Annotated in this window: 28 protein-coding genes; 8 read left to right on the top strand and 20 right to left on the bottom strand. The window is 69.9% G+C overall.

All coding sequences use genetic code 11. From position 1 onward, the window contains the following. Positions 1–240: 240 nt before the first annotated feature. Positions 241–1068, bottom strand: a complete 828-nt coding sequence (locus tag ACLLJJ_RS32660; protein ID WP_434597844.1) for an enoyl-CoA hydratase family protein — start codon at positions 1066–1068, stop codon at positions 241–243. A gap of 230 nt (positions 1069–1298) precedes the next feature. On the opposite strand from ACLLJJ_RS32660, the gene ACLLJJ_RS32655 reads away from it, so the two are divergent. Further along, a complete protein-coding gene (locus ACLLJJ_RS32655) occupies positions 1299–1730 on the top strand; it encodes an ATP-binding protein (protein WP_434597842.1) in 432 nt (143 codons plus the stop codon). Here the strand turns inward: ACLLJJ_RS32655 and ACLLJJ_RS32650 are convergent. From ACLLJJ_RS32650 to ACLLJJ_RS32580, 15 genes are all read right to left on the bottom strand, one after another. After that, positions 1696–1983: an amino acid permease C-terminal domain-containing protein gene (locus ACLLJJ_RS32650; RefSeq protein ID WP_434597840.1), complete on the bottom strand. Its 288-nt coding sequence runs from the start codon at positions 1981–1983 to the stop codon at positions 1696–1698. The two genes, ACLLJJ_RS32655 and ACLLJJ_RS32650, sit on opposite strands and share 35 nt — an antisense overlap. Next, complete coding sequence (locus ACLLJJ_RS32645; protein ID WP_434597838.1) at positions 1980–2162, bottom strand: hypothetical protein; 183 nt, start codon at positions 2160–2162, stop codon at positions 1980–1982. Before ACLLJJ_RS32645 ends, ACLLJJ_RS32650 begins: the two co-directional genes overlap by 4 nt. Before the next feature lie 203 nt (positions 2163–2365). Then, complete coding sequence (gene argF, locus ACLLJJ_RS32640; RefSeq protein ID WP_434597836.1) at positions 2366–3373, bottom strand: ornithine carbamoyltransferase; 1008 nt, start codon at positions 3371–3373, stop codon at positions 2366–2368. Between the two features lie 71 nt (positions 3374–3444). Continuing rightward, complete coding sequence (locus tag ACLLJJ_RS32635) at positions 3445–4677, bottom strand: arginine deiminase (RefSeq protein ID WP_434597834.1); 1233 nt, start codon at positions 4675–4677, stop codon at positions 3445–3447. Between the two features lie 123 nt (positions 4678–4800). Continuing rightward, entirely contained in the window at positions 4801–7335 is a 2535-nt protein-coding gene (locus tag ACLLJJ_RS32630; protein ID WP_434597831.1) for a polynucleotide kinase-phosphatase, read from the bottom strand. Continuing rightward, positions 7332–8831, bottom strand: coding sequence for a 3' terminal RNA ribose 2'-O-methyltransferase Hen1 (locus ACLLJJ_RS32625; protein ID WP_434597829.1), 1500 nt, complete (start codon positions 8829–8831; stop codon positions 7332–7334). Before ACLLJJ_RS32625 ends, ACLLJJ_RS32630 begins: the two co-directional genes overlap by 4 nt. Before the next feature lie 128 nt (positions 8832–8959). Further along, positions 8960–9262, bottom strand: coding sequence for a glutaredoxin domain-containing protein (locus ACLLJJ_RS32620; RefSeq protein WP_434597827.1), 303 nt, complete (start codon positions 9260–9262; stop codon positions 8960–8962). Positions 9263–9331: 69 nt separating this feature from the next. Continuing rightward, positions 9332–10243: a homocysteine S-methyltransferase gene (mmuM, locus tag ACLLJJ_RS32615; RefSeq protein WP_434597825.1), complete on the bottom strand. Its 912-nt coding sequence runs from the start codon at positions 10241–10243 to the stop codon at positions 9332–9334. Between the two features lie 63 nt (positions 10244–10306). After that, positions 10307–11230, bottom strand: a complete 924-nt coding sequence (locus tag ACLLJJ_RS32610) for an LLM class F420-dependent oxidoreductase (protein WP_434597822.1) — start codon at positions 11228–11230, stop codon at positions 10307–10309. A 244-nt stretch (positions 11231–11474) separates the two neighbouring features. Further along, a complete protein-coding gene (locus tag ACLLJJ_RS32605) occupies positions 11475–12002 on the bottom strand; it encodes a DUF6099 family protein (RefSeq protein WP_434597820.1) in 528 nt (175 codons plus the stop codon). Positions 12003–12140: 138 nt separating this feature from the next. Further along, on the bottom strand, positions 12141–12491 hold the full coding sequence (locus ACLLJJ_RS32600) for a nucleotide pyrophosphohydrolase (RefSeq protein WP_434597818.1): 351 nt from the start codon (positions 12489–12491) through the stop codon (positions 12141–12143). Continuing rightward, positions 12488–13648, bottom strand: a complete 1161-nt coding sequence (locus ACLLJJ_RS32595; RefSeq protein WP_434597816.1) for an AAA family ATPase — start codon at positions 13646–13648, stop codon at positions 12488–12490. Before ACLLJJ_RS32595 ends, ACLLJJ_RS32600 begins: the two co-directional genes overlap by 4 nt. 55 nt (positions 13649–13703) lie before the next feature. Beyond that, a complete protein-coding gene (locus ACLLJJ_RS32590; RefSeq protein ID WP_434597813.1) occupies positions 13704–14090 on the bottom strand; it encodes a cell division protein SepF in 387 nt (128 codons plus the stop codon). 126 nt (positions 14091–14216) lie between these two features. Next, positions 14217–14603, bottom strand: a complete 387-nt coding sequence (locus ACLLJJ_RS32585; protein ID WP_434597811.1) for a DUF2568 domain-containing protein — start codon at positions 14601–14603, stop codon at positions 14217–14219. A 94-nt stretch (positions 14604–14697) separates the two neighbouring features. Next, on the bottom strand, positions 14698–14889 hold the full coding sequence (locus ACLLJJ_RS32580; protein ID WP_434597809.1) for a hypothetical protein: 192 nt from the start codon (positions 14887–14889) through the stop codon (positions 14698–14700). On the opposite strand from ACLLJJ_RS32580, the gene ACLLJJ_RS32575 reads away from it, so the two are divergent. Next, positions 14881–15480 carry a LysR family substrate-binding domain-containing protein gene (locus ACLLJJ_RS32575; protein ID WP_434597806.1) on the top strand — a complete coding sequence of 200 codons (600 nt, stop codon included), beginning with the start codon at positions 14881–14883 and terminating at the stop codon, positions 15478–15480. The two genes, ACLLJJ_RS32580 and ACLLJJ_RS32575, sit on opposite strands and share 9 nt — an antisense overlap. Before the next feature lie 24 nt (positions 15481–15504). Here the strand turns inward: ACLLJJ_RS32575 and rpsR are convergent, their stop codons facing one another. Then, complete coding sequence (gene rpsR, locus ACLLJJ_RS32570; RefSeq protein WP_434600583.1) at positions 15505–15717, bottom strand: 30S ribosomal protein S18; 213 nt, start codon at positions 15715–15717, stop codon at positions 15505–15507. A 127-nt stretch (positions 15718–15844) separates the two neighbouring features. Continuing rightward, positions 15845–16015 (bottom strand): 50S ribosomal protein L32, encoded by a 171-nt coding sequence (gene rpmF / locus ACLLJJ_RS32565; RefSeq protein WP_434597804.1) that lies wholly within the window; start codon positions 16013–16015, stop codon positions 15845–15847. A gap of 270 nt (positions 16016–16285) precedes the next feature. On the opposite strand from rpmF, the gene ACLLJJ_RS32560 reads away from it, so the two are divergent. After that, on the top strand, positions 16286–17554 hold the full coding sequence (locus ACLLJJ_RS32560; protein ID WP_434597802.1) for an MFS transporter: 1269 nt from the start codon (positions 16286–16288) through the stop codon (positions 17552–17554). Beyond that, positions 17551–18600 carry a hypothetical protein gene (locus tag ACLLJJ_RS32555; RefSeq protein ID WP_434597800.1) on the top strand — a complete coding sequence of 350 codons (1050 nt, stop codon included), beginning with the start codon at positions 17551–17553 and terminating at the stop codon, positions 18598–18600. Before ACLLJJ_RS32560 ends, ACLLJJ_RS32555 begins: the two co-directional genes overlap by 4 nt. 33 nt (positions 18601–18633) lie before the next feature. On the opposite strand, the gene ACLLJJ_RS32550 is transcribed toward ACLLJJ_RS32555, so the two are convergent. Next, entirely contained in the window at positions 18634–19977 is a 1344-nt protein-coding gene (locus ACLLJJ_RS32550; RefSeq protein ID WP_434597798.1) for a discoidin domain-containing protein, read from the bottom strand. A 327-nt stretch (positions 19978–20304) separates the two neighbouring features. Between ACLLJJ_RS32550 and ACLLJJ_RS32545 the strand changes: the two genes are divergently transcribed. Beyond that, on the top strand, positions 20305–20832 hold the full coding sequence (locus ACLLJJ_RS32545) for a hemerythrin domain-containing protein (RefSeq protein ID WP_434597795.1): 528 nt from the start codon (positions 20305–20307) through the stop codon (positions 20830–20832). Between the two features lie 114 nt (positions 20833–20946). On the opposite strand, the gene ACLLJJ_RS32540 is transcribed toward ACLLJJ_RS32545, so the two are convergent. Beyond that, the gene (locus ACLLJJ_RS32540) at positions 20947–21630 is read right to left on the bottom strand and encodes an NADH oxidase (RefSeq protein ID WP_434597793.1); all 684 of its coding nucleotides are present in this window, start codon (positions 21628–21630) and stop codon (positions 20947–20949) included. Positions 21631–21728: 98 nt separating this feature from the next. Between ACLLJJ_RS32540 and ACLLJJ_RS32535 the strand changes: the two genes are divergently transcribed. The 3 genes from ACLLJJ_RS32535 to fdxA are packed head-to-tail and all read left to right on the top strand — an operon-like array spanning position 21729 to position 25094. Beyond that, the gene (locus ACLLJJ_RS32535; RefSeq protein WP_434597791.1) at positions 21729–23726 is read left to right on the top strand and encodes a 2-oxoacid:acceptor oxidoreductase subunit alpha; all 1998 of its coding nucleotides are present in this window, start codon (positions 21729–21731) and stop codon (positions 23724–23726) included. After that, positions 23719–24774, top strand: a complete 1056-nt coding sequence (locus ACLLJJ_RS32530) for a 2-oxoacid:ferredoxin oxidoreductase subunit beta (RefSeq protein ID WP_434597789.1) — start codon at positions 23719–23721, stop codon at positions 24772–24774. Before ACLLJJ_RS32535 ends, ACLLJJ_RS32530 begins: the two co-directional genes overlap by 8 nt. Then, on the top strand, positions 24771–25094 hold the full coding sequence (gene fdxA / locus ACLLJJ_RS32525) for a ferredoxin (RefSeq protein ID WP_434597787.1): 324 nt from the start codon (positions 24771–24773) through the stop codon (positions 25092–25094). The genes ACLLJJ_RS32530 and fdxA overlap by 4 nt, the downstream gene beginning before the upstream one ends. The last annotated feature ends 10 nt before the right edge of the window (positions 25095–25104 follow it).

Below are 25104 nucleotides of genomic sequence, written 5' to 3'. Positions count from 1 at the left end.
CGTCGGTGACCGGGGAGGCGGCGCCGGGTGCGGGACCGGGCCCGGATGCGGTGCCGCGCGCGGGCCCGGCGGTGGCCACAGGTGCCGGTCCGCCCGCGGGCCCGGGAGCGGGGACTTCCCGCGCGGCGCCGGTCGCAGGCCTCGCGCCGGGCGCAGCCGCTTCGCCGCTCACTGCCGTGCGCCCGACCGCGCCACCGGGGCCGGCCTCTTCCCCGGGCGCAGCCGTGGGCCCCGGCATGGCTAGCGCCCCCGCCACTTCGGCGGTCGCTTCTCGGTGAACGCCGCGTGGAATTCGGCGTAGTCGTCGCCGTTCATCAGCAGCGCCTGCGTCGCGGCGTCCAGCTCGACCGCTGCGGCGAGCGGCATGTCGAGCTCCGCGGTGAGCAGCGCCTTGGTCTGGGCGTACGCCAGGGCGGGGCCGTCCGCGAGGCGCCGTGCCAGCTCGGCCGCGCGGATGTCCGCCTGCCCCTCGTCCGTCATCTCGCTGATCAGGCCGATCCGCTCCGCCTCGGGCGCGCGCACCGCGTCGCCGAGCATCAGCAGCCGGGTCGCGTGCCCGAGCCCGACGACGCGGGGCAGCAGGTACGCCGCTCCCATGTCGCCGCCCGACAGGCCGACCTTGGTGAAGAGGAAGGCGAAGCGGGCCGACGGGTCGGCGATCCGGAAATCGGCGGCGAGGGCGAGCACGGCGCCCGCGCCCGCGGCCACGCCGTGCAGGGCGGCGATGACGGGGAAGGGGCACTCGCGCAGGGCCCGTACGACCTGCCCGGTCATCCGGTTGAAATCGAGGAGCTGAGCGGTGTCCATGGCGAGCGTGGCGCCGATGATCTCGTCGACGTCGCCGCCGGAGCAGAAGCCTCGGCCTTCTCCACCCAGTACCAGTGCGCGTACCGTGCGCTCACGGGCCAGCTCGGCCAGGAGGTCGCGCAGATCGGCGTACGCACCGAAGGTCAGCGCGTTGAGTTTCTCGGGCCGGGCAAGAGTGACAGTGGCGACCCCGTCATCGACGGTCAGCCGCAGATGGTGCCACTGCTGCGTACCGGACGCTGAGCTGGGAAAGGGGCTCATGGGCTGCGGCCTCCTCACAACTGGGGCTGATGCCTGCCCTGCGAAGTTATCACCTGTCCGTGACTGCCGTCACGAGTGCGCGATATCCGATTGCGCGCGACGCGGCGAAGGTCCCGTTCCGGTGTGTCGGAGGTCCCACCCCCTGCGGCCCAGCGGCTCTACGCGTATCGCATGACACTTTCGTATCGTTGAAAGCACGACCTCTTACTCCCCGAAAGGGGCGTCCCACCTTGCTCGAACCCGCCGGGCCCGCCTGTTGGCGTATCGCGCTGCCGCACACGACGGCCGCTGTGCCGATAGCCCGCGCCCTGATACGCACCGCCCTCGCGGACATCGAGGCGCCCGCGGACAGTGATACGGCGGAGCTGTTGACGGCCGAGCTGGTCGCGAACGCCGTGGAGCACACGAGCCCGGACGAGCCGATCGAGCTGGTGGTGGAGCTGCTGGCCGCCGGCTGTCAGGTCGAGGTGCACGACGGCGACCCGTCCCCGCCCGGCAATCTGGACCGGACGGTGGCCGACCGGTCCCCCGACCCCTGGCAGGAGCACGGGCGCGGGCTGCTGCTCATCCGCACGCTCAGCTCCGCCTGCGGGCACCGCCCCACCGCACACGGCAAGGCGGTCTGGTTCACGCTTCCTGCCGCTCCGGGCCCGCCCGGCTGACCAGCCGCGAGAGGCGGCGGCCGTCGAGCGCGTACACGATCGCTCCGGCCGCTAGGAAGACGCCGAACCGCACCCAGGTCGCCCAGCCCGTCCCGTAGATCAGATACAGACAGAAGGCCACCCCCAGGACGGGGCTGACCGGGAAGAACGGCACCCAGTAGGAGCTGCCGGAGATGGGGATCGCACCGCCCAGCTCCGCGAAGGAGAACGCGGTGAAGACGCAGGTGATCGCGGCGAGGATGAAGGAGATCACGACGGCGGGGCGGCCTCGGCGACGCTGTCGGAGAGCCCGACGAAAATGCCGGTGCCGACGATGGCGCCGACACCGAAGCACACGAGCTGGTAGAGCCCCATGGTGCGCTTGAGGCCGTGCCCCTCAAGGTCGGCGCCGGATTCGGCGACGAGCTGGTCCGGGGACTTGATGCCCTGCATGGGGTGGTTCTCTTCTCAGGTGCTCAAGGTGTTCAAAGGTGCTCGACGTGCTCAATGTGCCGACGGACTGACGTGCCGACGGACTCAAAGCAAATGGGGTTCGAGCGTGTGAGCTCAAACCCCATTAAACGGCGACATACTAGCCACCGTCCCGCTTGTTCCCCCGATCCGGCGCACAGCGCTCGCGCACCGCGCTCCGGCTGCTACTCCGCCCCCGCCATCGTGGCGACCAGCACGGCCTTGATGGTGTGCATCCGGTTCTCGGCCTCGTCGAAGACGACGGAGTGCGCGGACTCGAAGACCTCGTCGGTGACTTCCAGCTCGGTCAGGCCGTACTTCTCGTGGATTTCACGCCCGACCTTGGTCCCCAGGTCGTGGAAGGCGGGCAGGCAGTGCATGAACTTCACGTCCGCGTTGCCGGTGGCGCGGAGCACGTCCATGGTCACGGCGTACGGCGAGAGTGCCTTGATGCGCTCGGCCCAGACCTCCTTGGGCTCCCCCATCGACACCCACACGTCGGTGGTGACGAAGTCCGCGCCGAGCACCCCTTCGGCGAGGTCCTCGGTGAGGGTGATCCGGGCGCCGCTCAGCTCGGCGGCCTTCCGGGCCCGCACGACGACCTCCTCGGCCGGCCAGTAGGCCCTGGGAGCGACGATCCGTACATCCATTCCGAGCAGCGCGCCGGTGACCAGGTAGGAGTTGCCCATGTTGAGGCGGGCGTCACCCAGGTAGGCGAAGGCGATGCGCTCCAGCGGCTTGTCGGTGTGCTCGGTCATGGTGAGCATGTCGGCGAGCATCTGGGTGGGGTGCCAGTTGTTGGTGAGTCCGTTGAAGACGGGGACCCCGGCGTACGCCCCCAGCTCCTCGACGACGTCCTGGCTGTCCCCGCGGTACTCGATGCCGTCGAACATTCGGCCCAGCACCCGCGCCGTGTCCTTCGCCGACTCCTTGTGCCCGATCTGGGAGCCGGAGGGGTCGAGATACGTCGTCGACGCCCCCTGATCCGCGGCGGCGACCTCGAAGGAGCAGCGGGTGCGGGTGGACGTCTTCTCGAAGATCAGCGCGATGTTCCTGCCGCGCAGCCGCTGCACCTCCGCGCCGGCCTTCTTCGCCGCCTTGAGCCCGGCTGCGAGATCGATCAGGCCACGGAACTCCTCGGCGGTGAAGTCCAGCTCCTTGAGGAAGTGACGGCCTGCGAGGTCTATCGCCATGGTGGCTGCTCCTGGGGCGCGAGAGGTCGCGGATCGGGTAAGTCTGGAAGTCTATACGATAGACCGCATCACTATACAGAATCGCGTTCGACGGGGCAGCTCATGCAGCGGGGGCCGCCCCTGCCACGGCCCAGCTCGCTGCCGCGGATCTCGATGACCTCGATGCCCTCCTTGCGCAGATGGGTGTTGGTGGTGACGTTGCGCTCGTAGGCGACGACCACGCCCGGCTCGACCGCCAGCACATTGCAGCCGTCGTCCCACTGCTCGCGCTGCGCCGCGTGCACGTCCTGGGTGGCGGTCAGCACCCGGATCTCGTTCAGACCCAGGGCGGCGGCGATGGCGCGGTGCATGTGCTCGGGCGGATGGTCGGTGACCTTCAGATCGCGGTCGCCCGCGCCCGGTTCGATGGTGTATGAACGGAGCATGCCGAGCCCGGCGTACTGGGTGAACGTGTCGCCGTCGACCATCGTCATCACGGTGTCCAGATGCATGAACGCACGGCGCTTGGGCATGTCGAGCGCCACGATCGTGGTGGCGGATCCGGCCGCGAAGAGACCGCGGGCCAGCATCTCCACGGCCTGCGGGGTGGTGCGCTCGCTCATCCCGATCAGTACCGCGCCGTTGCCGATGACCAGGACGTCGCCGCCCTCGATGGTGGATGGGTAGTCGACCTGCCCCTCCGACCAGGTGTGGAAGGAGCCCGCCTCGGGGCTCTTGAAAAGCGGATGGTGCTTGTAGATCGCCTCGAAGTGGACGGTCTCGCGCTGCCTGGCCGGCCAGCGCATCGCGTTGATGGACACCCCGTCGTAGATCCAGGCCGAGGTGTCCCGGGTGAAGAGGTGGTTCGGGAGGGGGCCGAGAAGGAAATCGTCCAGGTCCATGACGTGGAAGCGGACGGACGTCGGCTCGGGGTGACGTGCGAGGAACTCCCGCTTGGTCATGCCGCCGACCAGCGCCTCGACCAGATCGGTCACGGGCAGGTCGTCGAACGCCTCCCGCAGGTGGTCGGTGGCGAGCGGTCCGTACTCCTTCTCGTCGAAGACCCGGTCCAGCACCAGATTCCTGGCGGCCGGGATCCCGAGCGCTTCGCTGAGCAGATCACCAAAGAGATGCACCTCCACCCCTCGGTCGCGCAGCACATCGGCGAAGCCGTCGTGCTCCTGTCTCGCCCGGCGTACCCACAGCACGTCGTCGAAGAGCAGAGCGTCCTTATTGGTGGGCGTGAGGCGTTTCAGCTCCAGATCGGGCCGGTGGAGAATGACACGGCGCAGCCGTCCGGTCTCGGAATCGACATGGAATCCCATGCCCCCATCCTCACCGCACAGGACGCCGTTCACTCAGCGAATGCCCACTCGTCCCCGGGGCCGTGGGCGGCAGCCGGACCGGCCGCCACCCACAGTCGGGCCCCCGAGGGTCTCCCCCGGGCGTCACAGCCGGGGGTCGACCGGCTCCGACTCCAGCGCGAGGACGGCGAAGACGGCCTCGTGGACGCGCCACAGCGGCTCGCCGTCCGCCAGCCGGTCCAGGGCCTCCAGGCCGAGCGCGTACTCGCGCAGCGCGAGCGAGCGCTTGTGGCCGAGGGTCCGGCCGCGCAGCCGCTGCAGATGCTCCGGACGGGCGTACTCGGGACCGTAGATGATCCGCAGGTACTCCCGGCCGCGCACCTTGATACCGGGCTGCACCAGCCTGTTCTTCGCGTCGCGCACGAGCGCCTGGAGCGGCTTGACCACCATGCCCTCGCCACCGCGGCTGGTCATCTCCAGCCACCAGTCGATGCCCGCCTGTACGTCGGACTCGTCGCCGGTGTCGACGATCAGGCGGCGGGTGGTCTGAAGCAGGCCCGACTGGTCGTGCTCGATCAGCCGGTCGATCAGCGCGAGCTGCTCGTCGTGCGGCAGCCCGGCGAGGCTGCGGCCCTGGGCGGCCAGGATCTGGAAGGGCGCGAGGCGCACGCCTTCCAGCCCTTCGGTCGGCCAGCAGTAGCGCCGGTACGCCCGGGTGAACGCGGCCGCGTCGATGGCCCTCTCGCGCTGCTTGACCAGCAGGCCGTCCACCTCGATGCCACGGGCCCGAGCGGTTTCGAGTGCGTCGATCGCGCCGGGGAAGACCGCGCGCGCCGCGGCGCCCACCGCCGCGTACTGCGAGCGCAGCAGACCGGTGGCCTTCAGCGACCACGGCATCAGCTCGGCGTCGAGCAGCAGCCAGTCCGTCTCCAGCTCCGCCCAGAGCCCCGCGGCCGTGGCCGCCTCGCGCAGCCGCCCCAGGATCTCCTCGGTGACCTGGGGGTCGGCGAAGAAGGGGCGGCCGGTACGGGTGCACAGCGAGCCGGTCGGGCCGTCGACCCCGAAGCGCTCGCGCGCCGCGTCCGCGTCGCGGCAGACCAGGGCCACCGCGCGCGAACCCATGTGCTTCTCCTCGCACACCACCCTGGCGACACCGTCCGACCTGTACTGGGCGAAGGCCTCGGCCGGGTGCTCCAGATACCCCTCGCGCTCCGAGGTCCCGGTCGGCGACATGGTCGGGGGGAGGTACGGCACGAGACGCGGGTCGACCGCGAAGCGGCTCATGACTTCGAGCGCCGCCGCCGCGTTCTCCTCGCGCACGGCGACCCGTCCCATCTGCCGGGTCTCCACGATGCGCCTGCCGTGCACGTCGGCGAGGTCCAGCGGGCGGCCGTCGTGACCGCCGGGTGCCTCGGTGCTGAGCGGCTTGACCGGCTCGTACCAGACCTGCTCGGCCGGTACGTCGACGAGCTCGCGCTCCGGCCAGCGCAGCGCGGTCATCTTCCCGCCGAAGACCGCACCGGTGTCCAGGCAGATGGTGTTGTTGATCCACGAGGTGTTGGGCACGGGCGTGTGGCCGTAGACGACGGCCGCGCGGCCCCGGTAGTCCTCGGCCCACGGGTAGCGCACGGGCAGGCCGAACTCGTCGGTCTCGCCGGTCGTGTCGCCGTACAGCGCGTGCGAGCGGACCCGGCCCGAGGTGCGGCCGTGGTACTTCTCGGGCAGACCCGCGTGACAGACGACCAGCTCACCGCCGTCGAGGACGTAGTGGCTGACGAGCCCGTCGATGAACTCCCGCACCTTCTCCTTGAAGGTGTCGTCCTCCTTCTCCAACTGCTCGATGGTCTCGGCGAGTCCGTGGGTGTGCTGGACGTTGCGCCCCTTGAGATAACGGCCGAGCTTGTTCTCGTGGTTCCCGGGTACGCACAGCGCGTCGCCGGAGGCGACCATGCCCATCACCAGGCGCAGCACGCCAGGGCTGTCCGGTCCGCGGTCGACGAGGTCGCCGACGAAGACCGCCGTGCGGCCGCCGGGGTGGGTCCCCCCGACGTAACCGAGCTTGCCCAGCAGGGTCTCCAGCTCGGATCGGCAGCCGTGGATGTCGCCGATGATGTCGAAGGGGCCGGTGAGGTGCCGCAGGTCGTTGAAGCGCTTCTCCAGCGAGACCTCGATGTTCCCGATCTCCTCGACACCGCGCAGGATGTGCACCTTGCGGAAGCCCTCGCGCTCCAGGCCCCGCAGGGAGCGCCGCAGTTCGCGCTGGTGGCGCTGGATCACATGGCGGGGCATACCGGCCCGGTCGGGGCGGGTGGCGTTGCGCTCGACGCAAACGGATTCCGGCACATCGAGGACGATCGCGATGGGCAGTACGTCGTACTCGCGAGCCAGCTTGACCAGCTCCTTGCGGCTCTCGGACTGCACGCTGGTCGCGTCGACGACGGTCAGCCGTCCGGCCGCCAGCCGCTTGCCCGCGATGTAGTGCAGTACGTCGAAGGCGTCACCGCTCGCGCTCTGGTCGTTCTCGTCATCGGCGACGAGGCCGCGGCAGAAGTCGGAGGAGAGGACTTCGGTGGGCCTGAAGTGGGCCTTGGCGAAAGTGGACTTGCCGGACCCGGTGGCGCCGATCAGCACCACGAGAGAGAGGTCGGGCACGGCGAGAGTGCGCTTGTTTCCGGTCATGCTGCCTTCTCCTCCTTCGAGTCGCTGGTGCGGGCCCTGCTCGAGCGCTCCGGCTCGGCGGTCCTGCTGAACACGGCCATCTGCGTGGGCGGCCCCACCTCGGGGTCATCGGGTCCGACCGAAACGAACTCCACGGTGTAGCCGTGCCGTTCGGCCACCGCCGCGGCCCAGGTACGGAACTCCTCACGGGTCCATTCGAAGCGGTGGTCGCCGTGCCGCACGTGCCCGGCGGGCAGGGACTCCCACCGCACGTTGTACTCGACGTTCGGCGTCGTCACGAGGACGGTCCGTGGCCGCGCCGAGCCGAACACCGCGTACTCCAGGGCGGGCAGCCTGGGCAGGTCGATGTGCTCGATCACCTCGCTGAGCACCGCCGCGTCGTACCCCTTGAGCCGCTTGTCGGTGTACGCGAGGGAGCCCTGCATCAGCTTCACGCGTGCGGCCTGCCGCTCGCCGAGCTTGTCCAGGTGGAGCCGGCGGGAGGCGATGGTCAGGGCGCGCATCGACACATCGACACCGACGATCTCGGTGAACCTCACGTCCTTCAGCAGCGCCTGTACCAACTGGCCCTGCCCACAGCCGAGGTCGAGGACCCGGCCGGCCCCGGACCCGCCCAGCGCCGCCAGGATCGCGTCGCGGCGCTGCACGGCGAGCGGCACGGGCTTGTCCTCGGTGTCCGCCGACTCGTCCACGGCGTTGTCGACGTCCTCGACCACGAGGTCGTCGGCCTCGGCCAGTCGCACCAGCTCAAGGCGCTCCATCGCCTGCCGGGTCAGGCCCCAGCGGCGGGACAGATAGCGGCTGGTGATCAGCTTCTGCTCCGGGTGCTCGGCCAGCCAGCCCTCGCCGGCCCGCAACAGTTTGTCGACCTCGTCGGGCGCGACCCAGTAGTGCTTGGCGTCGTCCAGGACGGGCAGCAGGACGTACAGCTGACGCAGCGCCTCGGCGAGCCGCAGCTCCCCTTCCAGCACGAGCTGTACGTACCGCGAGTCGCCCCACTGCGGGAACTCCTCGTCCAGCAGCACGGGCTCGGCCTCCACCGACGTCCACCCCAGCGGCGCGAACAGCTTCGTCACCAGCTCCGCGCCGCCCCGGGCGGGCAGCGCGGGCAGCTCGATGCGCAGCGGCAGCGGCGACTCGGCGCGCTCGGGAAGCGCCTTGCACAGGCCCTGCAGGGCGGTCCTGAAGACGGTGCTCAGCGCGACGGCGAGCAGCGACGACGCGGCGTACGGCCGGTCGTTGACGTACTGCGCGAGCGCGGAGTCGGGCGAGCTGCCGCGGTCCTTGCCCTTGCTGCGCCGCACCAGCGCCACCGGATCGACCTCCAGCAGCAGCGCGGCCGTGCACCGCTCGGCGGTCGCCTCGGGGTAGAAGACATGCGCCGTGCCGTGCGAGGTCTTGTACGCCTGCGCCTTCTCGGGATGCTTGTGCAGCAGGAATCCGAGGTCGGTGGCGGGGCGCAGGTCCGTTCCTGTGGTGCTGATCGTCATGAACACATGTCTGAGTATCGCCGGATCAATACTTTCCGGCCAGGGAGTTTGACCGGCGGAGTCCGGTCGGTCCGGCGCCGGCCGGGCCCGGTCGGTCCGGATGCAGCTGGTCGCTCCCGGGTGGCGGCAGCGGCTCAGGGGGCTTCGCGCAGGAGGTGCGGCGCGTGTTCCCGGACGGCCTGTCGCAGCTGCCGCATCGACGGGTTCACCATCGGCCGCCCGGCCACGGTCACCGTCGGCACCGTCTCGTTCCCGTCGGCGACCGAGCGGACGTACGCCGCGGCCTCGGGGTGCTTCCAGATGTTCACCTCGGTGCGCCGCAGCCGCGCGAGGCGCAGCCGCAGCCGCAGCTTCATGCAGTACGGGCAGCCGGGCCGCCAGTAGACGACCACTCCGTCATCACCGACCCCACCGACACCGTCACGATCCCCGGCCATGCGTCCTCCCTGCTCCCGTGCGCGTGGAGCCGAGCGTAGTGGTGGAGCAAAGCGGCGGGTGCGCCGGAGTCACCCCGCTTCCGGCCGCAGCAGCCCGGCCAGCTCGGCGATCCGATCCGGCCCGATCCGGCAACAGCCACCGACCAGCCGCGCCCCGTCCGCCCGCCACTCCCGCACCCGGGCCGGATCGTAGGTACGCCGGCCCCGCCATCTCCGGCCCTGCGCGTCCCACTGCTCCCCGCTGTTCGGGTAGACGACGACCGGCTTGCCGGTCACCGAGGCGGCGCACTCCACGGCCCGGTCCGCGTCGTGCGGTTCGCAGCAGTTGACCCCCACGGCGATCACCTGCTCGTTCCCCGCGGCGAGCTCGAAGGCCGCGTCCAGCCGCCGGCCGGCCCGGGTATGGTCCCCCTCGATGGTGTACGAGAGCCAGACGGGCACCCCGCACCCGGCCACCGCCCGCAGCAGCGCCTCCGCCTCGTCGGTGTCCGGCACCGTCTCCAGCGCGAGCACGTCGGGCTCCGCCGCGACAAGGGCCTCGATCCGGGGCCGATGGAAGCGCTCCAGCTCCCGCACCGACAGTCCGTACCGCCCGCGGTACTCACTGCCGTCGGCGAGCATCGCCCCGTACGGCCCGACCGAGGCCGCCACCCAGACCTCCCGCTCGGTGAACTCCCCCGCTGCTCGCGCCAGTTCGACGCTACGCGCCATCAACCCGGCCGCTTCGCGCGGCGCGGCACCCCGCCGCGCGAAGCCCTCGAAGGTCGCCTGGTAGCTGGCGGTGATCAGCACCTGCGCCCCTGCCCGCACATACGCCGAGTGCGCCGCCGCGATCTGCTGCGGGGCATCGGCGAGGAGCCGCGCCGACCAGAGCGCGTCGGACAGATCGCAGCCCTGCGCCTCCAGTTGGTTCGACAGACCGCCGTCGAGGACGACCGGCCCCTCGGCGAGGGCGGCAGCCATGGGACGCACCGGCTTCACAGTGACTCCTTCGCTCTTTATAGCTCTTCCTGCGCCGCTGCCCCGCGAACGCCTCCGCCTGCCTCAGCTCAGCTGGGACTGACCCTGCGAGGAGACCAGCTCAAGGTGATCGAGGTCGTCCAGATCCAGCATCTGGAGGTAGATCCGGGAGGCACCGATCGCGCCGTACCGGCCGATCTTGTCCACCACCTCCGCCGGGGAGCCCGCCAGCCCGTTCGCCTTCAGCTCCTCCACCTCCCTTCCGATGACCGCCGCCCGGCGCGCCACCTCCGTGTCGTCCTTGCCCACGCACGCCACCAGCGCGTTGGAGTACACCAGCTCGCCCGCCCGCCGCCCGGCCTTCTCGGCGGCGGCCCGCACCCGGCCGAACTGCTTCTCGCTGTCCTCCAGGGAGGCGAACGGGATGTTGAACTCGTCGGCGTACTGCGCGGCCAGTCGCGGCGTACGGCTCGCGCCGTGTCCGCCGATCAGGACCGGCACCTTGGCCTGGGCGGGCTTGGGCAGGGCCGGGGAGTCGGTCAGCTGGTAGTACGTCCCGTCATAGCTGAACTTCTCGCCGGTCTTCGTCGCCCACAAGCCGGTGACGATCGCCAGTTGCTCCTCGAGCCGGCCGAACTTCTCCTTGGGGAACGGAATCCCGTACGCCCGGTGCTCGTCCTCGAACCACCCCGCCCCCAGCCCGAGCTCGACCCGCCCGCCCGACATCTGGTCGACCTGAGCCACCTGGATGGCCAGCACGCCCGGCAGCCGGAAGGTGCCCGCCGTCATCAGGGTGCCCAGCCGGATCCTCTTGGTCTCGCGGGCGAGACCGGCCAGGGTGATCCAGGCATCGGTCGGTCCCGGTAGACCGTCGCCCGACCCCATCCGCAGGTAGTGGTCGGAGCGGTAGAAGGCGTCAAAGCCGAGGTCCTCGGTGGCCTTGGCCACGGTCAGCAGAGTGTCGTAGCTCGCCCCTTGCTGGGGCTCGGTGAAGATTCGAAGATCCATGCCTCCATCCTGCACCGTCGAACTGCCGCCTGCCCCACCTCCCTCACCAGGTCCCCACCTGCTCGGTCGGGTGAAATCTCGTCGCCCTCACCCCCCGCACGCCCCCTCACCGTCCGCATTCCCCCTCACGGTCCGCGTTCCGCCTACCCCTCCATACGCCCTGCCCGGCGCCACCGCCCGAGGTGACCGGCCGCCCGGACGGAGCCGCCGGGTCCGTCTGACGGGCGGTCCGGGGGCAGCCGGATCATGACGGCTCCGCCGCCGGGTCCCGATCGCCGCTCCGTGTCCTGCCCTGCTCCCGCACGGTGAGCCGACGCAGCATCCCGCGCACCCGGTCGCTCGACTCGTCGGCGGCGTCGATCCCCTCGATGCACTGCCAGTAGAGCGCCTCCTCGTCGGTGGCACACGCGACCCCGACGAGCGCTGTCCCCACCTCCCCGAGCAGCCCGCCCAGTCCCGTCAACGTCCCATGCGCGTCCGCCACTTCGGACAGCTGCGCTGCGCGCGGGCGGGAATCGGGAGGGATCCCGCCCGGTAAGCACAGCTCGCCCGCGCGCAGCACCGCACTGTCCAGCACCCCGGAGCCCCGCCCGCCCACCTCACTCAGCCCCCGGGCCTCGCCTCTCAGCTCCGGCGGCCCGGTCAGCGCGAGTCGGCCGCCGATCGCCTGGGCCAATGTCTGCGCCTGCCACGCCTCCACCAGGATGTCCAGCGCCGCCCGGCTCTCCGCCAGTGCATGCCGACTGACTCCGATCAGCCGCATCGCGTCCATACACCGCCCCCGTCCCTACGATGGCCCGCTGCTTCTTCTTACGTTCTCCTGTTCACTACCCAGAGTGAGGTTCCTGAGCCCGGAAAGCCAGGGCTATGGCGAAATCTGTGCACTAATCGACGGTTGTGGATATGTCACTCACTCCGAAGAGTGACGATTCTTGGTTTTCGGCACCGGGAAACGATGTTCGTTCCGGTCGATCTTGGCTGCCAGCGCCGCCAGCACATCGACCCCCAACACCTCACAGAACTGCAGGAGATACGCCAGAACGTCGGCGACCTCGTCCGCCACCCGGTGCGCTGAGCGCGGATCCTCCATCACCCGCGCCGACTCCTCGGGCGTCAACCACTGGAAGATCTCGACCAGTTCGGACGCCTCCACGCTCAGCGCCACCGCGAGGTTCTTCGGCGTGTGGTACGGCTCCCACCCCCGCGCCGTCGCGAACTCGGCCAGCCTGCGCTGCAGTCCCTGCACATCCTGTTCCGTCACACCCTCAGGTCTACCACCGTCACCCCGTCCACTCCGCGCGCGTACGGCGCATCCGTGACCGCCCCCACCAGCCGCATGTGCCTCTCCCCGCAGATGTCCGCGGCGAGGGCCAGCAGCTCCCGCGTCTGCGTGGCATCCAGGCATTGGTCGAAGCCGTCCGCCAGAACGGTGAGCGCCTGCATCGCCGGAGGCACCTCGGCGACGGCGTCCATGGCCAGCACCCCCGGCCCGGTCAGCAGCACCAGGGCGAGGGCCAGGTAGCGCAACTCCCCGTCTCCCAGCTGCTCGACGGGTGTGGACCACCGGTCACCGCGGGCCAGCACCGCCCGTACCGTGCCGTCGATGAGCTCCTCGACGGTCAGCTCGGTCACCGGTCCCGCGCATCCGGCGCGCACCATGGCGGTCAGTCGCGCATGGCGCCTCGCGCACTGGCTGCGGGTGCGCCACAGCACCTCCGCGAGGTTGTCGCAGCCCGTTCGCAGCCGTCCCTCTCCCGTCGGCACCGGCTTTCGCATCCGCGGCGGCCTCGGGTCGCAGGCGAACACCGAGCGCAACGCGAGAATCACCTGCTCGGCAGCGGCCAGTACCTGCAGTTGACCCGGCGTCCGGCCCGCGACGCGCAGTGGCAGCAGCGCGGTGCCCAGCCGGTCGTCGGGCAGCGGCGCACGCGTCATCGGCGCGGCTCCCGCCGTGTGCCAGCCCGCCTGCACGGCGCGCCGCGCCGGATCGCGCAGCGCGGTGGTCAACAGCGTCCGCCCGTCGCACGTCAACCGCTCACCGGCGATCCGCAGCTCCGGCTCGACCTGCACGGCGAGATCGAGCCGTACGGGTCCTACGGGCCCGTCCACGGTGCAGCCGATCCGGAAGCCGCGCCGCCCCTGGGCGTCGGGCGCCGCCCGTTCGGGCACGCACTCGGTCGGCCGGGGGAAGGCCTCGGCCAGTTCGGCGCCGCCGCCCAGCCGGGCCAGGGCCTCGTACACCTGGAGGACACTCGACTTGCCGCTGCCACTGGCCCCGGCGAGGAGGGTCACCGGGCCGAGCGGGACCACTGTCCCGCGGTGCGCCTTGAAGGCGGACAGCCTGAGTTCGACGACGGTGGGCGGCCGGTGGGGGCCGGCCGCGGGGGTGGGGGCGGTCGCCCGGGGAAGCACAGTCATGGCCGGACGGTAGCCAGGGCCGGCGGTGGCGAACCGTTACGCCCGACGAACCTTCCTACGATCGGGGGACGGCGGCGGCCTCGGCCCCGTCGACCTCCATGCCCTCCGGAGCCAACAGGAAGACATTGCGGTCGACCCGGTGCATCCCGCTGCCGAGGCCGAAGACGACACCGCTGCTGAAGTCCAGGATCCGCTTCGCCACGTCGCTGTCGGCCGCGGTCAGGTCGAGCAGCACCGGAATCTGCGCGACGAGGTACTCCGCTACCTCACGTGCGTCGGCGAAGACCTGCACGCGCAGCACGATCATGCGCCGTTGCTCGGCGCCGTACTCCTGGGGCATCGTGCGGTGATCGACCTGCGACGGCCACTGGTCCCGGCCGCGCAACGGCACGACCTGGGCGAGCCCGGCCCACTGCTCGTCGGTGGCGTCGTACCTGCTCACCGGACCACCTCGCCCGCGCACTGTGTCTGCATTGAGCCATTCTCACCCGTCTCACCCGTTCGGCCCAACACCGACACGGCCCAGTCCGGGCTCGTCGACAAAAGGGGCGGCGCGCGGGCCGGGCGTTCAGTGGCGGAGCAGCCAGGCCGTCCGGTCGAGGGAAGCGGCGTGGTAAGCCACGAGTATCCCGGCGAGGACCAGAGCCGGGAGTTCGGCGCCGGCCGCGTGGAGCGCCGCAACGCCGCCGAAGAACACCGCCAGTTCGAGCAACAGCCGCACGGGTCCCGCGGTCGCGACCACGGTGTTCCCGGACCGCGACTTGTCGCCGGGGGTGGCGAACACCCCCCAGACGACGGCGACCAGCAGGGGGGCCGCGACCACCGCGACGTACCGCAGCGGCCCTTCGCTCACCTGCCAGGCCCAGTATCCGAAGCAGACCAGCGCCGTCAGCTCCATCAGCAGCCGCAGGCCGAGCATGGCCGGGTGATAGGCGATTCCGAGCCGTGCGGTCATCCGTGCCCTGCTTTCCCCCGGCTGGCGTCGATGCCTGGCTCCCGGCCGCCAATCCTGCCTCAGGGGTGGGCCGTTCATCCTCCGGCTACCGGGATCAGCCTCCGATCGCGGTTTTCAGCGCCGTGAGGCCGTCACGGTAGATGCCGTGGAACAGTGCGACGGCCTCGCTGTCGGTGACGCCGACGGGCGTGAAAGAGCCGGACCATTCGACGACCGGCTCGAAAACCTCGGGCGCGGGCTCGGGCGCGGGGAGGAGGGCGGCCTGTGCATCGGTTACGTGGGCCACGCGACGCACGGCGAGGTGCTGCCGGGCGCCCTGCGCACCCTCTACGACGGGAAGCCGGACGTCCACGTCGCTCGCTACAACCTCCAGCCGGCCGCGCAGCTCGAAGGACTCAGGGGAGCGGAGCCTCGACATCGCCTTCGTGTGCGACCCCCGGAGCACGACGACCCGGACCTGGGCGCCGCCCTGCTCCTGGAGGACCCCTTGCTGATCGCGCTGCCCGCACGGCACCCGCTGGCGCAGCGCGAGCAGCTCACCCCCGAGGACCTGGACGGGCAGCCTTGGATCATGGTGGAGAACACTCAGGACCCGGGGTGGCGCGATGCGTTCCTCGCCTCGTGCGTCGCGGCCGGCTTCACTCCCGAGGCCCGCTGGGAGGCGGCCGAACCGCTGGCCGCGCTGGGCCTGGTGGCCTCGGGGCTCGGCGCGGGGATGATTCAGAAGAGCATGCCGCGCGGCGCGACGGAGGGCGTGGTGGTGCGCGAACTGCCCTGGTACACGCCGTCGACACGGCTGTGGGCCGCGTGGCACCGGGTCGACCTCAGGCCGCTGGTCGCCGAGTTCCGCCGGACACTGCTGGCCGACACCCCTTGAGCGGAGCGCGAGTTCGACGGCGGATCAGCGCGACGCGTACGGCAGCAGGGCCATCTCCCGGGCGTTCTTGATCGCGCGGGCCAACAGCCGTTGCTGCTGGGCGCCGACCCGGGTCACTCTGCGGCTGCGGATCTTCCCCCGGTCCGAGATGAACTTCCGCAGCAGGTCGGTGTCCTTGTAGTCGATGTACGTGATGCGCGCCTGATCCAGCGGATTGGGGCGGGACTTGGCGGGCATTCGGGCGTCGCTGCGACGAGCCACGGTTCCTCCTGGGCGGGGTGATACGTGCGGTCATGGAGTGGGGGCGTCCGGTCAGCCTCGGGTCGAGTCGCGGTGCGTCTGCCCGGGTACGCCAGGCCGGATGTCAGCTCTCCGGGCCCAACAGCCCACGCCGGTAAGCCTTCGCCAGGCGCTGCGGCACCAGGAAGGCGGAGTCGTCGACCGTGATCGGCACCAGCTGCGGTGTGGTCGCCTTCCACTGCGCGCGACGGTGCCGGGTGTTGCTGCGGGACATCTTCCGCTTGGGTACGGCCATGCCGGTCCTCCTGGTTGCGCACTGGCTGCGTGAACGACAGCGACGCTACATGAACATGGATCCCATTATCAATACGAGCCCCACCCCGCTCCGTCGTCGCATGCTCCGACCCGCTTCCCGGCACACCTCCTGTCACAACTCTTGTGCGAGACACGACAAGGGCAGTCAAATATAAGGAAAGGTTCCTAACAGTCGAGCTTCTGCTCCACCCCTCCCCCAGGGCACAGCTGTGCCCTGTCCGTACCTGTCCCCCACGGCCGCGGAGCCCCTATGTATCTCGCCTCAAGCAGATCCACGGACGTGCCCGACAGCCTGGCGGGCGGCCGGCCACCCGGGTCGGGCCCCGCCCGCAAAGGCGTGGCGGGGACGGTCGTCGCGTTGGGTGCGGTCAGCCTCGTCAGTGACATCTCCTCCGAGATGATCACCGCGGTGATGCCTCTCTACTTCGTCCTCGGCCTGGGGCTCAGCCCCCTTCAGTTCGGGTTCCTCGATGGCGTCTACAACGGGATCAGCGCGTTCGTACGACTCGCCGGCGGGCACATCGCCGACCGCCGGCAGCGGCACAAGGCCGTCGCCGGCGCGGGTTACGCCCTCTCCGCGCTCTGCAAGCTCGGCCTGCTCTTCGCCGGCACCTCGGCTCCCGCCCTCTCCACCGCCCTGGCCGCCGACCGGGTGGGCAAGGGTATTCGCACCGGTCCCAGGGACGCGCTCATCACGCTCAGCTGCGACCCGCACGACCTCGGCCGGGCCTTCGGCGTGCACCGCGCGATGGACACAACCGGCGCCCTGCTGGGGCCCCTTGCCGCGTTCGCCCTGCTGTGGGCGACCATGGACGGGTACGAGAGCGTCTTCGTCGTCAGCTTCTGCTTCGGCGTCCTGGGCGTGCTCATCCTGCTCGCCTTCGTCCCCGGGCACCGCGACACCTCGGACCGCAAGGCCGCCGCGCCCAGGTTGCGGGACACCGTGGGTCTGGTGCGCGAGCCGGGCTTCCGCCGGATGCTGATCACCGCTTCGGCGCTCGGCCTGGTCACCGTCGGGGACGGCTTCATCTTCCTGCTCCTGCAGAGCCGCCTCGACTTCACCGCCGGGTACCTTCCCCTGCTGCCGCTCGGGACGGCCCTGGTGTACCTGACGCTCGCCGTACCGTTCGGCAGGATCGCGGACCGCCGTGGCCGCCGTGGGCTCTATCTCCTGGGCCACACAGCCCTGTTGGCCGTGTACGCGGTGTTGCTCACCCCACTCGGCGGCCCTGCGCTCCTGATCGCCGCCCTCGTACTGCACGGCACGTTCTACGCGGCAACCGACGGCGTGCTCATGGCCCTGGCGGGGCCCTCGCTGCCGGGCACCCAACGGGCGGGCGGACTCGCGATCTTGCAGACCGGCCAAGCCGTGGGCCGTCTTCTCGCCTCCGTGCTCTTCGGCGCGGCCTGGACGACCTGGGGCACACAGCCGGCCCTCGCCCTCGCTGCCGCCGGTCTCGCCCTCACCCTGCCGATCAGCCTTTTCCTCCTTCCCACACAGCAGGAGCCGACGCCGTGAACTCCCCCGATGAGCCCACCCCCACCAAGAGCCCCTTCGCCGCCATGAGCCTGCGGTCCAGATTCGTCGCCGTGGGCGCCGCCACCGTGCTGCTCACGACGCTGGGCGTCGTGCACGCCGTGAACAGCGCGCATCGCACCGAGCCCGCCGGCGGCGCACAGAGCGTCCTGTCCCTGGGAGACGGCCCCGCGCTGTTCTTCCGGACCGACAAGGGCAGGCTCGCTTCGGTCTCCCGGCCGGCCGACGGCAAGGGCGGGAGCCGGGGGAAGGTGAGGGAGTCCGCCATGCCCTGTCACCGGTTCTACACGGGAGGCGCCACGGCGGTCTGTCTGGCGTCCAGGCCCGGTATCCCGCCCAGGACAAAGGCAGTGATCCTCGACCGGGACCTCAAGGAGAAGCGCAGCGTGCTGCTTCCCGGCGTGCCCAACAGGGCCAGGGTCTCCGCCTCCGGGCGGATGGTCGCCTGGACCGTCTTCGTGACCGGGGACTCATACTCCTCGTCGTCCTTCTCGACCCGCAGCGGCATTCTCGACACCCGCACCGGCTACCTGATCAAGAACATGGAGACCATCCAGGTCTACCGGGACGGCAAGCGGTACCACTCCTCGGACGTGAACTTCTGGGGCGTCACCTTCGCGCGCGACGACAACCGCTTCTTCGCGACGATGGCCAGCCGGGGAAAGACCTACCTGGTCGAGGGCGACATGAAGAAGTGGAGCGCGCACACCGTCCGGGAGAACGTCGAATGTCCCTCGCTCTCCCCCGACAACACCCGCGTCGCCTTCAAGAAGCGGGTGTCCGGCGGCGGCGCGGCACCCTGGCGTCTGCATGTGCTCGATCTCGGAACGATGCGCGAGACGCCGCTGGCAGAGACCCGGTCCGTGGACGACCAGGTGGCGTGGCTGGACGACCGGACCCTCGCCTATGCCGTTCCCGGCCGCACCGCACGGTCCTCGGCCGTCTGGACGGTGCCCGCCGACGGCTCGGGCCGGGCCCGACTGGCAGTGCCCGGCGCCTCGTCACCGTCCGCGGTGTCCGGAGGGTGACGAGGGCGCCGGGACCGACCGTGCGCCTCGGGGTCAGTGGCAGGTGTACGTGGGGCCGGTGTCCTTCACCTGGCCCGCGGTGTCGACGTACTGCCAGCCGAAGGTGGTGTCGGTGAAGTTCAGCTTGAGCACACCGTAAGGGCCGCTGACGCGCTTCTCACTGTTGGGCTGTACCTCCTCGATCGGGTAGGGCTCGGCGCCGCCCATGCCACCGATGATCTCCACGATCCCGTCGGCCTTGGCCTGCCCGTCGGCGTTCTGCGGGGCGAAGCGCTCGTAGTGGTGGTCGTGGCCGTTCAGGACGAGGTCGGCCTTGGCGCCGTACAGAATCTTCCAGACCGGCTTGCCGACCGGGTCGTTGCCGTGTCCGCCGGAGCTGTAGAGCGGGTGGTGGAAGTACGCGGCGATGCAGCCCTTCTTGTTGCGTGCCAGATCGTCCTTCAGCCACTGGATCTGCGCGGCCTGGTCGAAGGCGTTGGAGTCGAGGGCCACGAAGTGCCAATTGCCCTCGTCGTAGCTGTAGTAGGACTTGCCCTGCGGGTAGGCGATCGCGCCGAAGTAGCTCTTGTAACCGGAGAGCGACCCGGCCGGGTCGTAGGTCTCGTGGTTGCCGGGGACCGGGCGGGTCTTGGCCTTGAACTTCCCCCACGTCGTGTCGTAGTACGAGCGGAAGTCGGAGATAATGGCGTCGTCGTACTGGTTGTCGCCCATGGTCAGATAGAACTTCGGGTCGATCCGCTGCGCCTGCACGGCGGTCTTCGGATGCGCGCAGGAGCTGGAGGACGCGGTGCACCGCGCCGCGATGTCCCCGGCGGCCACGACCGTGAAGGCCCCGGTCGGCGGGGGGCCGTCGGCCAGGCTGCCGTAGACCTCGACCTCGTGGAGCGAGTAGCCGTACGCGGTGCCGCGAGCGGTTCCGTACACCCGCAGATAGCGGCCCTTGCCGGACAGGCCCGCCCATTCGTCCGAACTTCCGTTGCCGGCGGTCTCGTTGGCGAGCCGGGTCCAGGTGGTGGCGTCGTCGGAGACCTCGATGCGATAGGCCTTCGCGTACGCCGCCTCCCAGGCCAGCGTGACCCGCGAGATGGCGGCGGCGGCGCCGAGGTCGACCTGGAGCCACTGCGGGTCCTTGCCCTCGACGCTGGCCCAGCGGGTGGCCGGGTCGCCGTCGAAGGCCTGGGCGGCGCCGAGTGCGGATTCCTCCATGGAGGACGCGGTGGCGGGCTTACCGCCGGAGATCAGTGGATCGGCCGCGGCGTCGGCCCGGTCCGGATTCATCAGCAGCAGGCCGACGATGAGGAGCAGAACGGCGGCGAACGCGGTCGCCAGAACGGTGGTTCTGGTGCGGAGTGGGGGTGGGGCGGTGGTCAGGCGCATGCCTGGACTCCCTGGCTGAGACAGCGAGAGCTGGACAGCTTGCTTGCCGCCACGCCCCTTGTTCAGGGTGGGCGTGACGTGCGGCGGCCGGGTCAGAGCTCTCGCTGAGCGCGTCACGCCCACGAGAAGTCGGGCGCCGCGCCAAGCCGCTGCGGGGCAGCCTGGCAACGCGTCGTGTCCCTGTCAATGGATAACAGGAACCTTTCCTAACTATCGCTGTCCGGTAGGCCACCCGGTGGTCAGGACGTACTGCCGGGGCGACAACGGGGTACCGGGACCAGGTACCCGCAAGCACGGCAGCGCGAGCACAGCAGAGGAGCCGCAGGCATGACCGACAAGCAGAGCGCCACGCAGGACGTCGTAGAGCTGATCCTGGAGGACCACCGAACGATGGAGGACCTCTTCCGCGAGATGCGCAGCGTCGAAGGGGACCGGGGAGGCGCCCTGCGGTCGTTCGCGGAGCTTCTCATCGCCCACGGCGAGGCGGAGGAGGTCAAGGTCTACCCCGCCCTCAAACGCTACAAGCACATCGACAACGAGGAGGTCGAGCACGGCGAAGAGGAGCACGCCGAGGGGAACGAGGCGCTGCTCGCCCTGCTCGAAGTCTCCACGATCGGCTCCGACGAGTGGGACAAGAAGCTGGAGAAGCTGGTCGAGGCGGTCACGCACCACACCGACGAGGAGGAACGCACCATCCTCAACAGCGCCCGCGAGAACGTCACCGACGACCGCAGGGCGGAGTTGGCGGCGGCATTCACCGAGGAGCGGGCACGGCTTCTCGGCGCCGGATGCGGCGACATCGAGACCGTGCGCAAGGTGGTGAAGAGCGGGGCGGAGCCGTACCGGATTCCGTAGCCAGGACCGGACCGGCACCCGGGGCAGCGGCGAGTGGGTCCCATGCTCCGGGAGCGCACCGGCCGGCGGCCGAACGAGGCGGTCCGTTCACCCGGACCGCCGGACCGGCCGCGTTCAGGGGTACGTCGGCCAGTCCTCGGCGGCCACGCAGTCCGGGTCGGCACCGGCCGCCTCCGGCGGGTCGACCGGGGCCGCCATGCCGGCGCCCGCCAGGTAGTCCATGACCGCCGCCGTCACCTCGGGCGGCAGCGGCAGCGCCGCCGAAGCCGCGTCCGCGGTGACCGGCCACGCGAGCAGCCCCACCACCCAGACGGCCTCCGGGCGGTGCAGCACCACCCTGTGCGGCGAGCCGGAGGACTCCAGGGCGAAGCCGGCGCTCTCCAGCGTGAGCGAGACGTCCTTCGGCAACCGGACCGGCCGCCGCGCGGGCAGCCGCACCGGGGTGAACGCGGCATGCCGCGAAGCCGCGGAGACCGAGAGCAGCGGCCCCTTCAGGTCATCGAGTCCCAACGTCCGCACCAGATGAGGGGCAAGTCGGCTCAGCGTCGGCAGCATGACCAGGTGGGTCGCGTCTCCGGAGTCTGAACCGTCCTCCCCCGCCACGATGTTGGCCAGCAGGACCGGGCCCAGCTCCATGCGCCTCAGCGCCTCGCGGAGGAGTGGATCGGGTTGCTCGATCCGCTCCGTGCCCCAGTGGCCCGTGAGGACCAGTTCGTCGTCGCTCTCACCCGGCTCGACGATGACGTCCTCGCACAGGGACCAGAGATGAAATGTGGTGCTAGCAGCCGCAATTGACATGGCACTCCTCCTCCCCCCGTGCCGTGAATTGGCACGAGTATGCGACGGCGTCCGGGATACCGAAAGGCGCGAGATCACATGTGCGGGATGAAGATTTCATGCCCGCCCCCACGTGCGCTTTGGCGGGTCACAAGAACGTCTCCCTAGGGTGCGACGGCAGAGCGTCACGCCACGTCGACGGAAGGGGGCGGCCGGTGGCCGTTCATACAGCTCAGCGCCCGGGAGAGTCCCCTCTCCAGCCAGTCAAGGAGGTGCGTCGTCTGGATCGGGTGATCATTCGGTTCGCCGGTGACTCGGGTGACGGGATGCAGCTGACGGGGGACCGGTTCACGTCGGAGACGGCGACTTTCGGGAACGATCTGTCGACGCTGCCGAACTTTCCCGCCGAGATCCGCGCACCGGCCGGGACCCTGCCCGGCGTCTCCAGCTTCCAGCTGCACTTCGCCGACCACGACATCCTCACCCCCGGCGACGCGCCGAACGTGCTGGTCGCGATGAACCCCGCCGCACTGAAGGCCAACATCGGTGACGTACCACGCGGCGCGGAGATCATCGTGAACACCGACGAGTTCACCAAACGCCCGATGGCCAAGGTCGGCTACGACACCTCACCCCTGGAAGACGGCTCACTGGACGCCTACCAGGTCCACCCGGTGCCACTGACGACACTGACCCTCGAAGCGCTCAAAGACTTCGGACTCCCCCGCAAGGAAGCCGAGCGGTCGAAGAACATGTTCGCCCTGGGCCTCCTGTCGTGGATGTACCACCGGCCGACCGAAGGCACCGAAAAGTTCCTGCGGACGAAGTTCGCGAAGAAGCCGCAGATCGCCGAGGCGAACGTGGCCGCGTTCCGGGCCGGCTGGAACTTCGGCGAGACCACCGAGGACTTCGCCGTCTCCTACGAAGTCGCCCCCGCCACCCAAGCGTTCGCCGCCGGCACCTACCGCAACATCTCCGGCAACCTCGCCCTGTCCTACGGCCTGATCGCCGCCGGACAACAAGCCGACCTGCCCCTGTACCTGGGCTCCTATCCGATCACCCCGGCCTCCGACATCCTGCACGAGCTGTCGAAGCACAAAAATTTCGGCGTCCGCACCTTCCAGGCCGAAGACGAAATCGCCGCCATCGGAGCGGCACTCGGCGCCGCCTTCGGCGGACAGCTGGCCGTCACCACCACCTCCGGCCCCGGCGTAGCACTGAAGTCGGAAACCATCGGACTGGCCGTCTCACTGGAACTCCCCCTGCTCGTCGTGGCCATCCAGCGCGGCGGCCCCTCCACCGGACTGCCGACCAAAACCGAACAGGCCGACCTCCTCCAAGCCATGTACGGCCGCAACGGCGAAGCACCCGTACCCATCGTGGCCCCCCGCACCCCCGGCGACTGCTTCGACACCGCCATGGACGCCGCCCGTATCGCGCTGACATACCGCACCCCGGTGTTCCTGCTCTCCGACGGCTACCTCGCCAACGGCTCCGAGCCCTGGCGCATCCCGGAAGTAGACGAACTCCCCGACCTGCGCGTGCAGTTCGCGACCGGGCCCAACCATGAGCTGGCCGACGGCACCGAAGTGTTCTGGCCCTACAAACGAGACCCGCACACCCTGGCCCGCCCCTGGGCGGTACCCGGCACCCCCGGCCTCGAACACCGCATCGGCGGGATCGAGAAGCAGGACGGCACCGGCAACATCTCCTACGACCCCGCCAACCACGACTTCATGGTCCGCACCCGCCAGGCCAAAATCGACGGCATCAAAGTCCCCGACCTCGAAGTCGACGACCCCGCACAAGCCACCACCCTCGTCCTCGGCTGGGGCTCCACCTACGGACCCATCACCGCCGCCGTCCGCCGCCTGCGCACCACCAACACCCCCATCGCACAAGCCCACCTGCGCCACCTCAACCCCTTCCCCCGAAACCTCGGCGAGGTGCTGGCACGCTACGAGAAAGTCGTGATCCCCGAGATGAACCTCGGGCAGCTCGCCACCCTCGTACGAGCCAAATACCTGGTCAACGCGCACTCGTACAACCAGGTCAACGGAATGCCGTTCAAGGCCGAGCAACTCGCACAGGCCCTCAAGGAGGCCATCAATGACTGAGGCGCTCTCGCTGGTACCCAAGGCCGAAGCCAAGCAATCCATGAAGGACTTCAAGTCCGATCAGGAAGTGCGCTGGTGCCCCGGCTGCGGTGACTACGCGGTCCTCGCCGCCGTACAGGGCTTCATGCCCGAACTCGGCCTGGCGAAAGAGAACATCGTCTTCGTCTCCGGGATCGGCTGCTCCTCCCGCTTCCCCTACTACATGAACACCTACGGGATGCACTCCATCCACGGCCGCGCCCCCGCCATCGCCACCGGACTCGCCTCCTCCCGCCGCGACTTGAGCGTCTGGGTCGTCACCGGCGACGGCGACGCCCTGTCCATCGGCGGCAACCACCTCATCCACGCCCTGCGCCGCAACGTGAACCTCAAGATCCTGCTCTTCAACAACCGGATCTACGGGCTCACCAAAGGCCAGTACTCCCCCACCTCCGAAGTCGGCAAAATCACCAAGTCCACCCCCATGGGCTCCCTCGACGCACCCTTCAACCCCGTCTCACTCGCCATCGGAGCCGAAGCCAGCTTCGTCGCCCGCACCGTCGACTCCGACCGCAAACACCTCACCAGCGTCCTGCGCCAAGCCGCCGACCACCCCGGCACCGCCCTCGTCGAGATCTACCAGAACTGCAACATCTTCAACGACGGCGCCTTCGAAGCCCTCAAAGACAAACAACAAGCCGAAGAAGCCGTCATCCGCCTCGAACACGGCGAACAGATCCGCTTCGGCGCCGACCGCGCCAAGGGTGTCACCCGCGACCCCACCACCGGCGACCTCAAAGCCATCACCGTCACCCCCGACAACGAGTCCCAGATCCTGGTCCACGACGCACACGCGACAAGCCCCACCACAGCCTTCGCACTCTCACGCCTCGCCGACCCCGACACCCTGCACCACACCCCCATCGGAGTACTCCGCAGCATCCACCGACCCGTCTACGACACCCTCATGGCCGACCAGCTCGACACCGCCATCGAGAGAGACGGCAAAGGCGACCTCGCCGCACTACTCGCCGGCAACGACACCTGGACCGTTGGGACTTCTTCATGACGTACGTGATCGCCCAGCCCTGTGTGGACCTCAAGGACAAGGCCTGCATCGACGAATGCCCGGTCGACTGCATCTACGAGGGCCCGCGCAAGATGTACATCAACCCAGACGAATGCGTCGACTGCGGTGCCTGCGAGCCCGTCTGCCCGGTCGAGGCGATCTTCTACGAGGACGCCGTACCCACCGAGTGGTCCGGCTTCACCACCGCGGACGTGGAGATATTCGCCGACCTGGGCTCGCCGGCCGGTGCGAGCGCCGTCGGCGTCATGCCCCGGGACCACCCGGTCGTGGAGGCCGAGCCGGTGCGCGAAACGAGCTGAGGCCGGACCG

Origin of the sequence: Streptomyces sp. A5-4, from assembly GCF_051131715.1 — a bacterium.
GTDB lineage: Bacteria > Actinomycetota > Actinomycetes > Streptomycetales > Streptomycetaceae > Streptomyces.
The sequence above is the reverse complement of the archived record's forward strand: the minus strand, read 5'-3'. Positions and strand labels throughout refer to the sequence as shown.

Excerpts from the sequence above, each read along its gene's own strand:
- ACLLJJ_RS32660 (WP_434597844.1), bottom strand. The coding sequence starts at position 1,068 with ATGAGCCCCTTTCCCAGCTCAGCGTCCGGTACGCAGCAGTGGCACCAT.
- ACLLJJ_RS32645 (WP_434597838.1), bottom strand. The coding sequence starts at position 2,162 with ATGCAGGGCATCAAGTCCCCGGACCAGCTCGTCGCCGAATCCGGCGCC.
- argF (WP_434597836.1), bottom strand. The coding sequence starts at position 3,373 with ATGGCGATAGACCTCGCAGGCCGTCACTTCCTCAAGGAGCTGGACTTC.
- ACLLJJ_RS32635 (WP_434597834.1), bottom strand. The coding sequence starts at position 4,677 with ATGGGATTCCATGTCGATTCCGAGACCGGACGGCTGCGCCGTGTCATT.
- ACLLJJ_RS32630 (WP_434597831.1), bottom strand. The coding sequence starts at position 7,335 with ATGACCGGAAACAAGCGCACTCTCGCCGTGCCCGACCTCTCTCTCGTG.
- ACLLJJ_RS32620 (WP_434597827.1), bottom strand. The coding sequence starts at position 9,262 with ATGGCCGGGGATCGTGACGGTGTCGGTGGGGTCGGTGATGACGGAGTG.
- ACLLJJ_RS32610 (WP_434597822.1), bottom strand. The coding sequence starts at position 11,230 with ATGGATCTTCGAATCTTCACCGAGCCCCAGCAAGGGGCGAGCTACGAC.
- ACLLJJ_RS32605 (WP_434597820.1), bottom strand. The coding sequence starts at position 12,002 with ATGGACGCGATGCGGCTGATCGGAGTCAGTCGGCATGCACTGGCGGAG.
- ACLLJJ_RS32595 (WP_434597816.1), bottom strand. The coding sequence starts at position 13,648 with ATGACTGTGCTTCCCCGGGCGACCGCCCCCACCCCCGCGGCCGGCCCC.
- ACLLJJ_RS32585 (WP_434597811.1), bottom strand. The coding sequence starts at position 14,603 with ATGACCGCACGGCTCGGAATCGCCTATCACCCGGCCATGCTCGGCCTG.
- rpsR (WP_434600583.1), bottom strand. The coding sequence starts at position 15,717 with ATGCCCGCCAAGTCCCGCCCCAATCCGCTGGATCAGGCGCGCATCACG.
- rpmF (WP_434597804.1), bottom strand. The coding sequence starts at position 16,015 with ATGGCCGTACCCAAGCGGAAGATGTCCCGCAGCAACACCCGGCACCGT.
- ACLLJJ_RS32560 (WP_434597802.1), top strand. The coding sequence starts at position 16,286 with ATGTATCTCGCCTCAAGCAGATCCACGGACGTGCCCGACAGCCTGGCG.
- ACLLJJ_RS32550 (WP_434597798.1), bottom strand. The coding sequence starts at position 19,977 with ATGCGCCTGACCACCGCCCCACCCCCACTCCGCACCAGAACCACCGTT.
- ACLLJJ_RS32545 (WP_434597795.1), top strand. The coding sequence starts at position 20,305 with ATGACCGACAAGCAGAGCGCCACGCAGGACGTCGTAGAGCTGATCCTG.
- ACLLJJ_RS32540 (WP_434597793.1), bottom strand. The coding sequence starts at position 21,630 with ATGTCAATTGCGGCTGCTAGCACCACATTTCATCTCTGGTCCCTGTGC.
- ACLLJJ_RS32535 (WP_434597791.1), top strand. The coding sequence starts at position 21,729 with ATGCCCGCCCCCACGTGCGCTTTGGCGGGTCACAAGAACGTCTCCCTA.
- ACLLJJ_RS32530 (WP_434597789.1), top strand. The coding sequence starts at position 23,719 with ATGACTGAGGCGCTCTCGCTGGTACCCAAGGCCGAAGCCAAGCAATCC.
- fdxA (WP_434597787.1), top strand. The coding sequence starts at position 24,771 with ATGACGTACGTGATCGCCCAGCCCTGTGTGGACCTCAAGGACAAGGCC.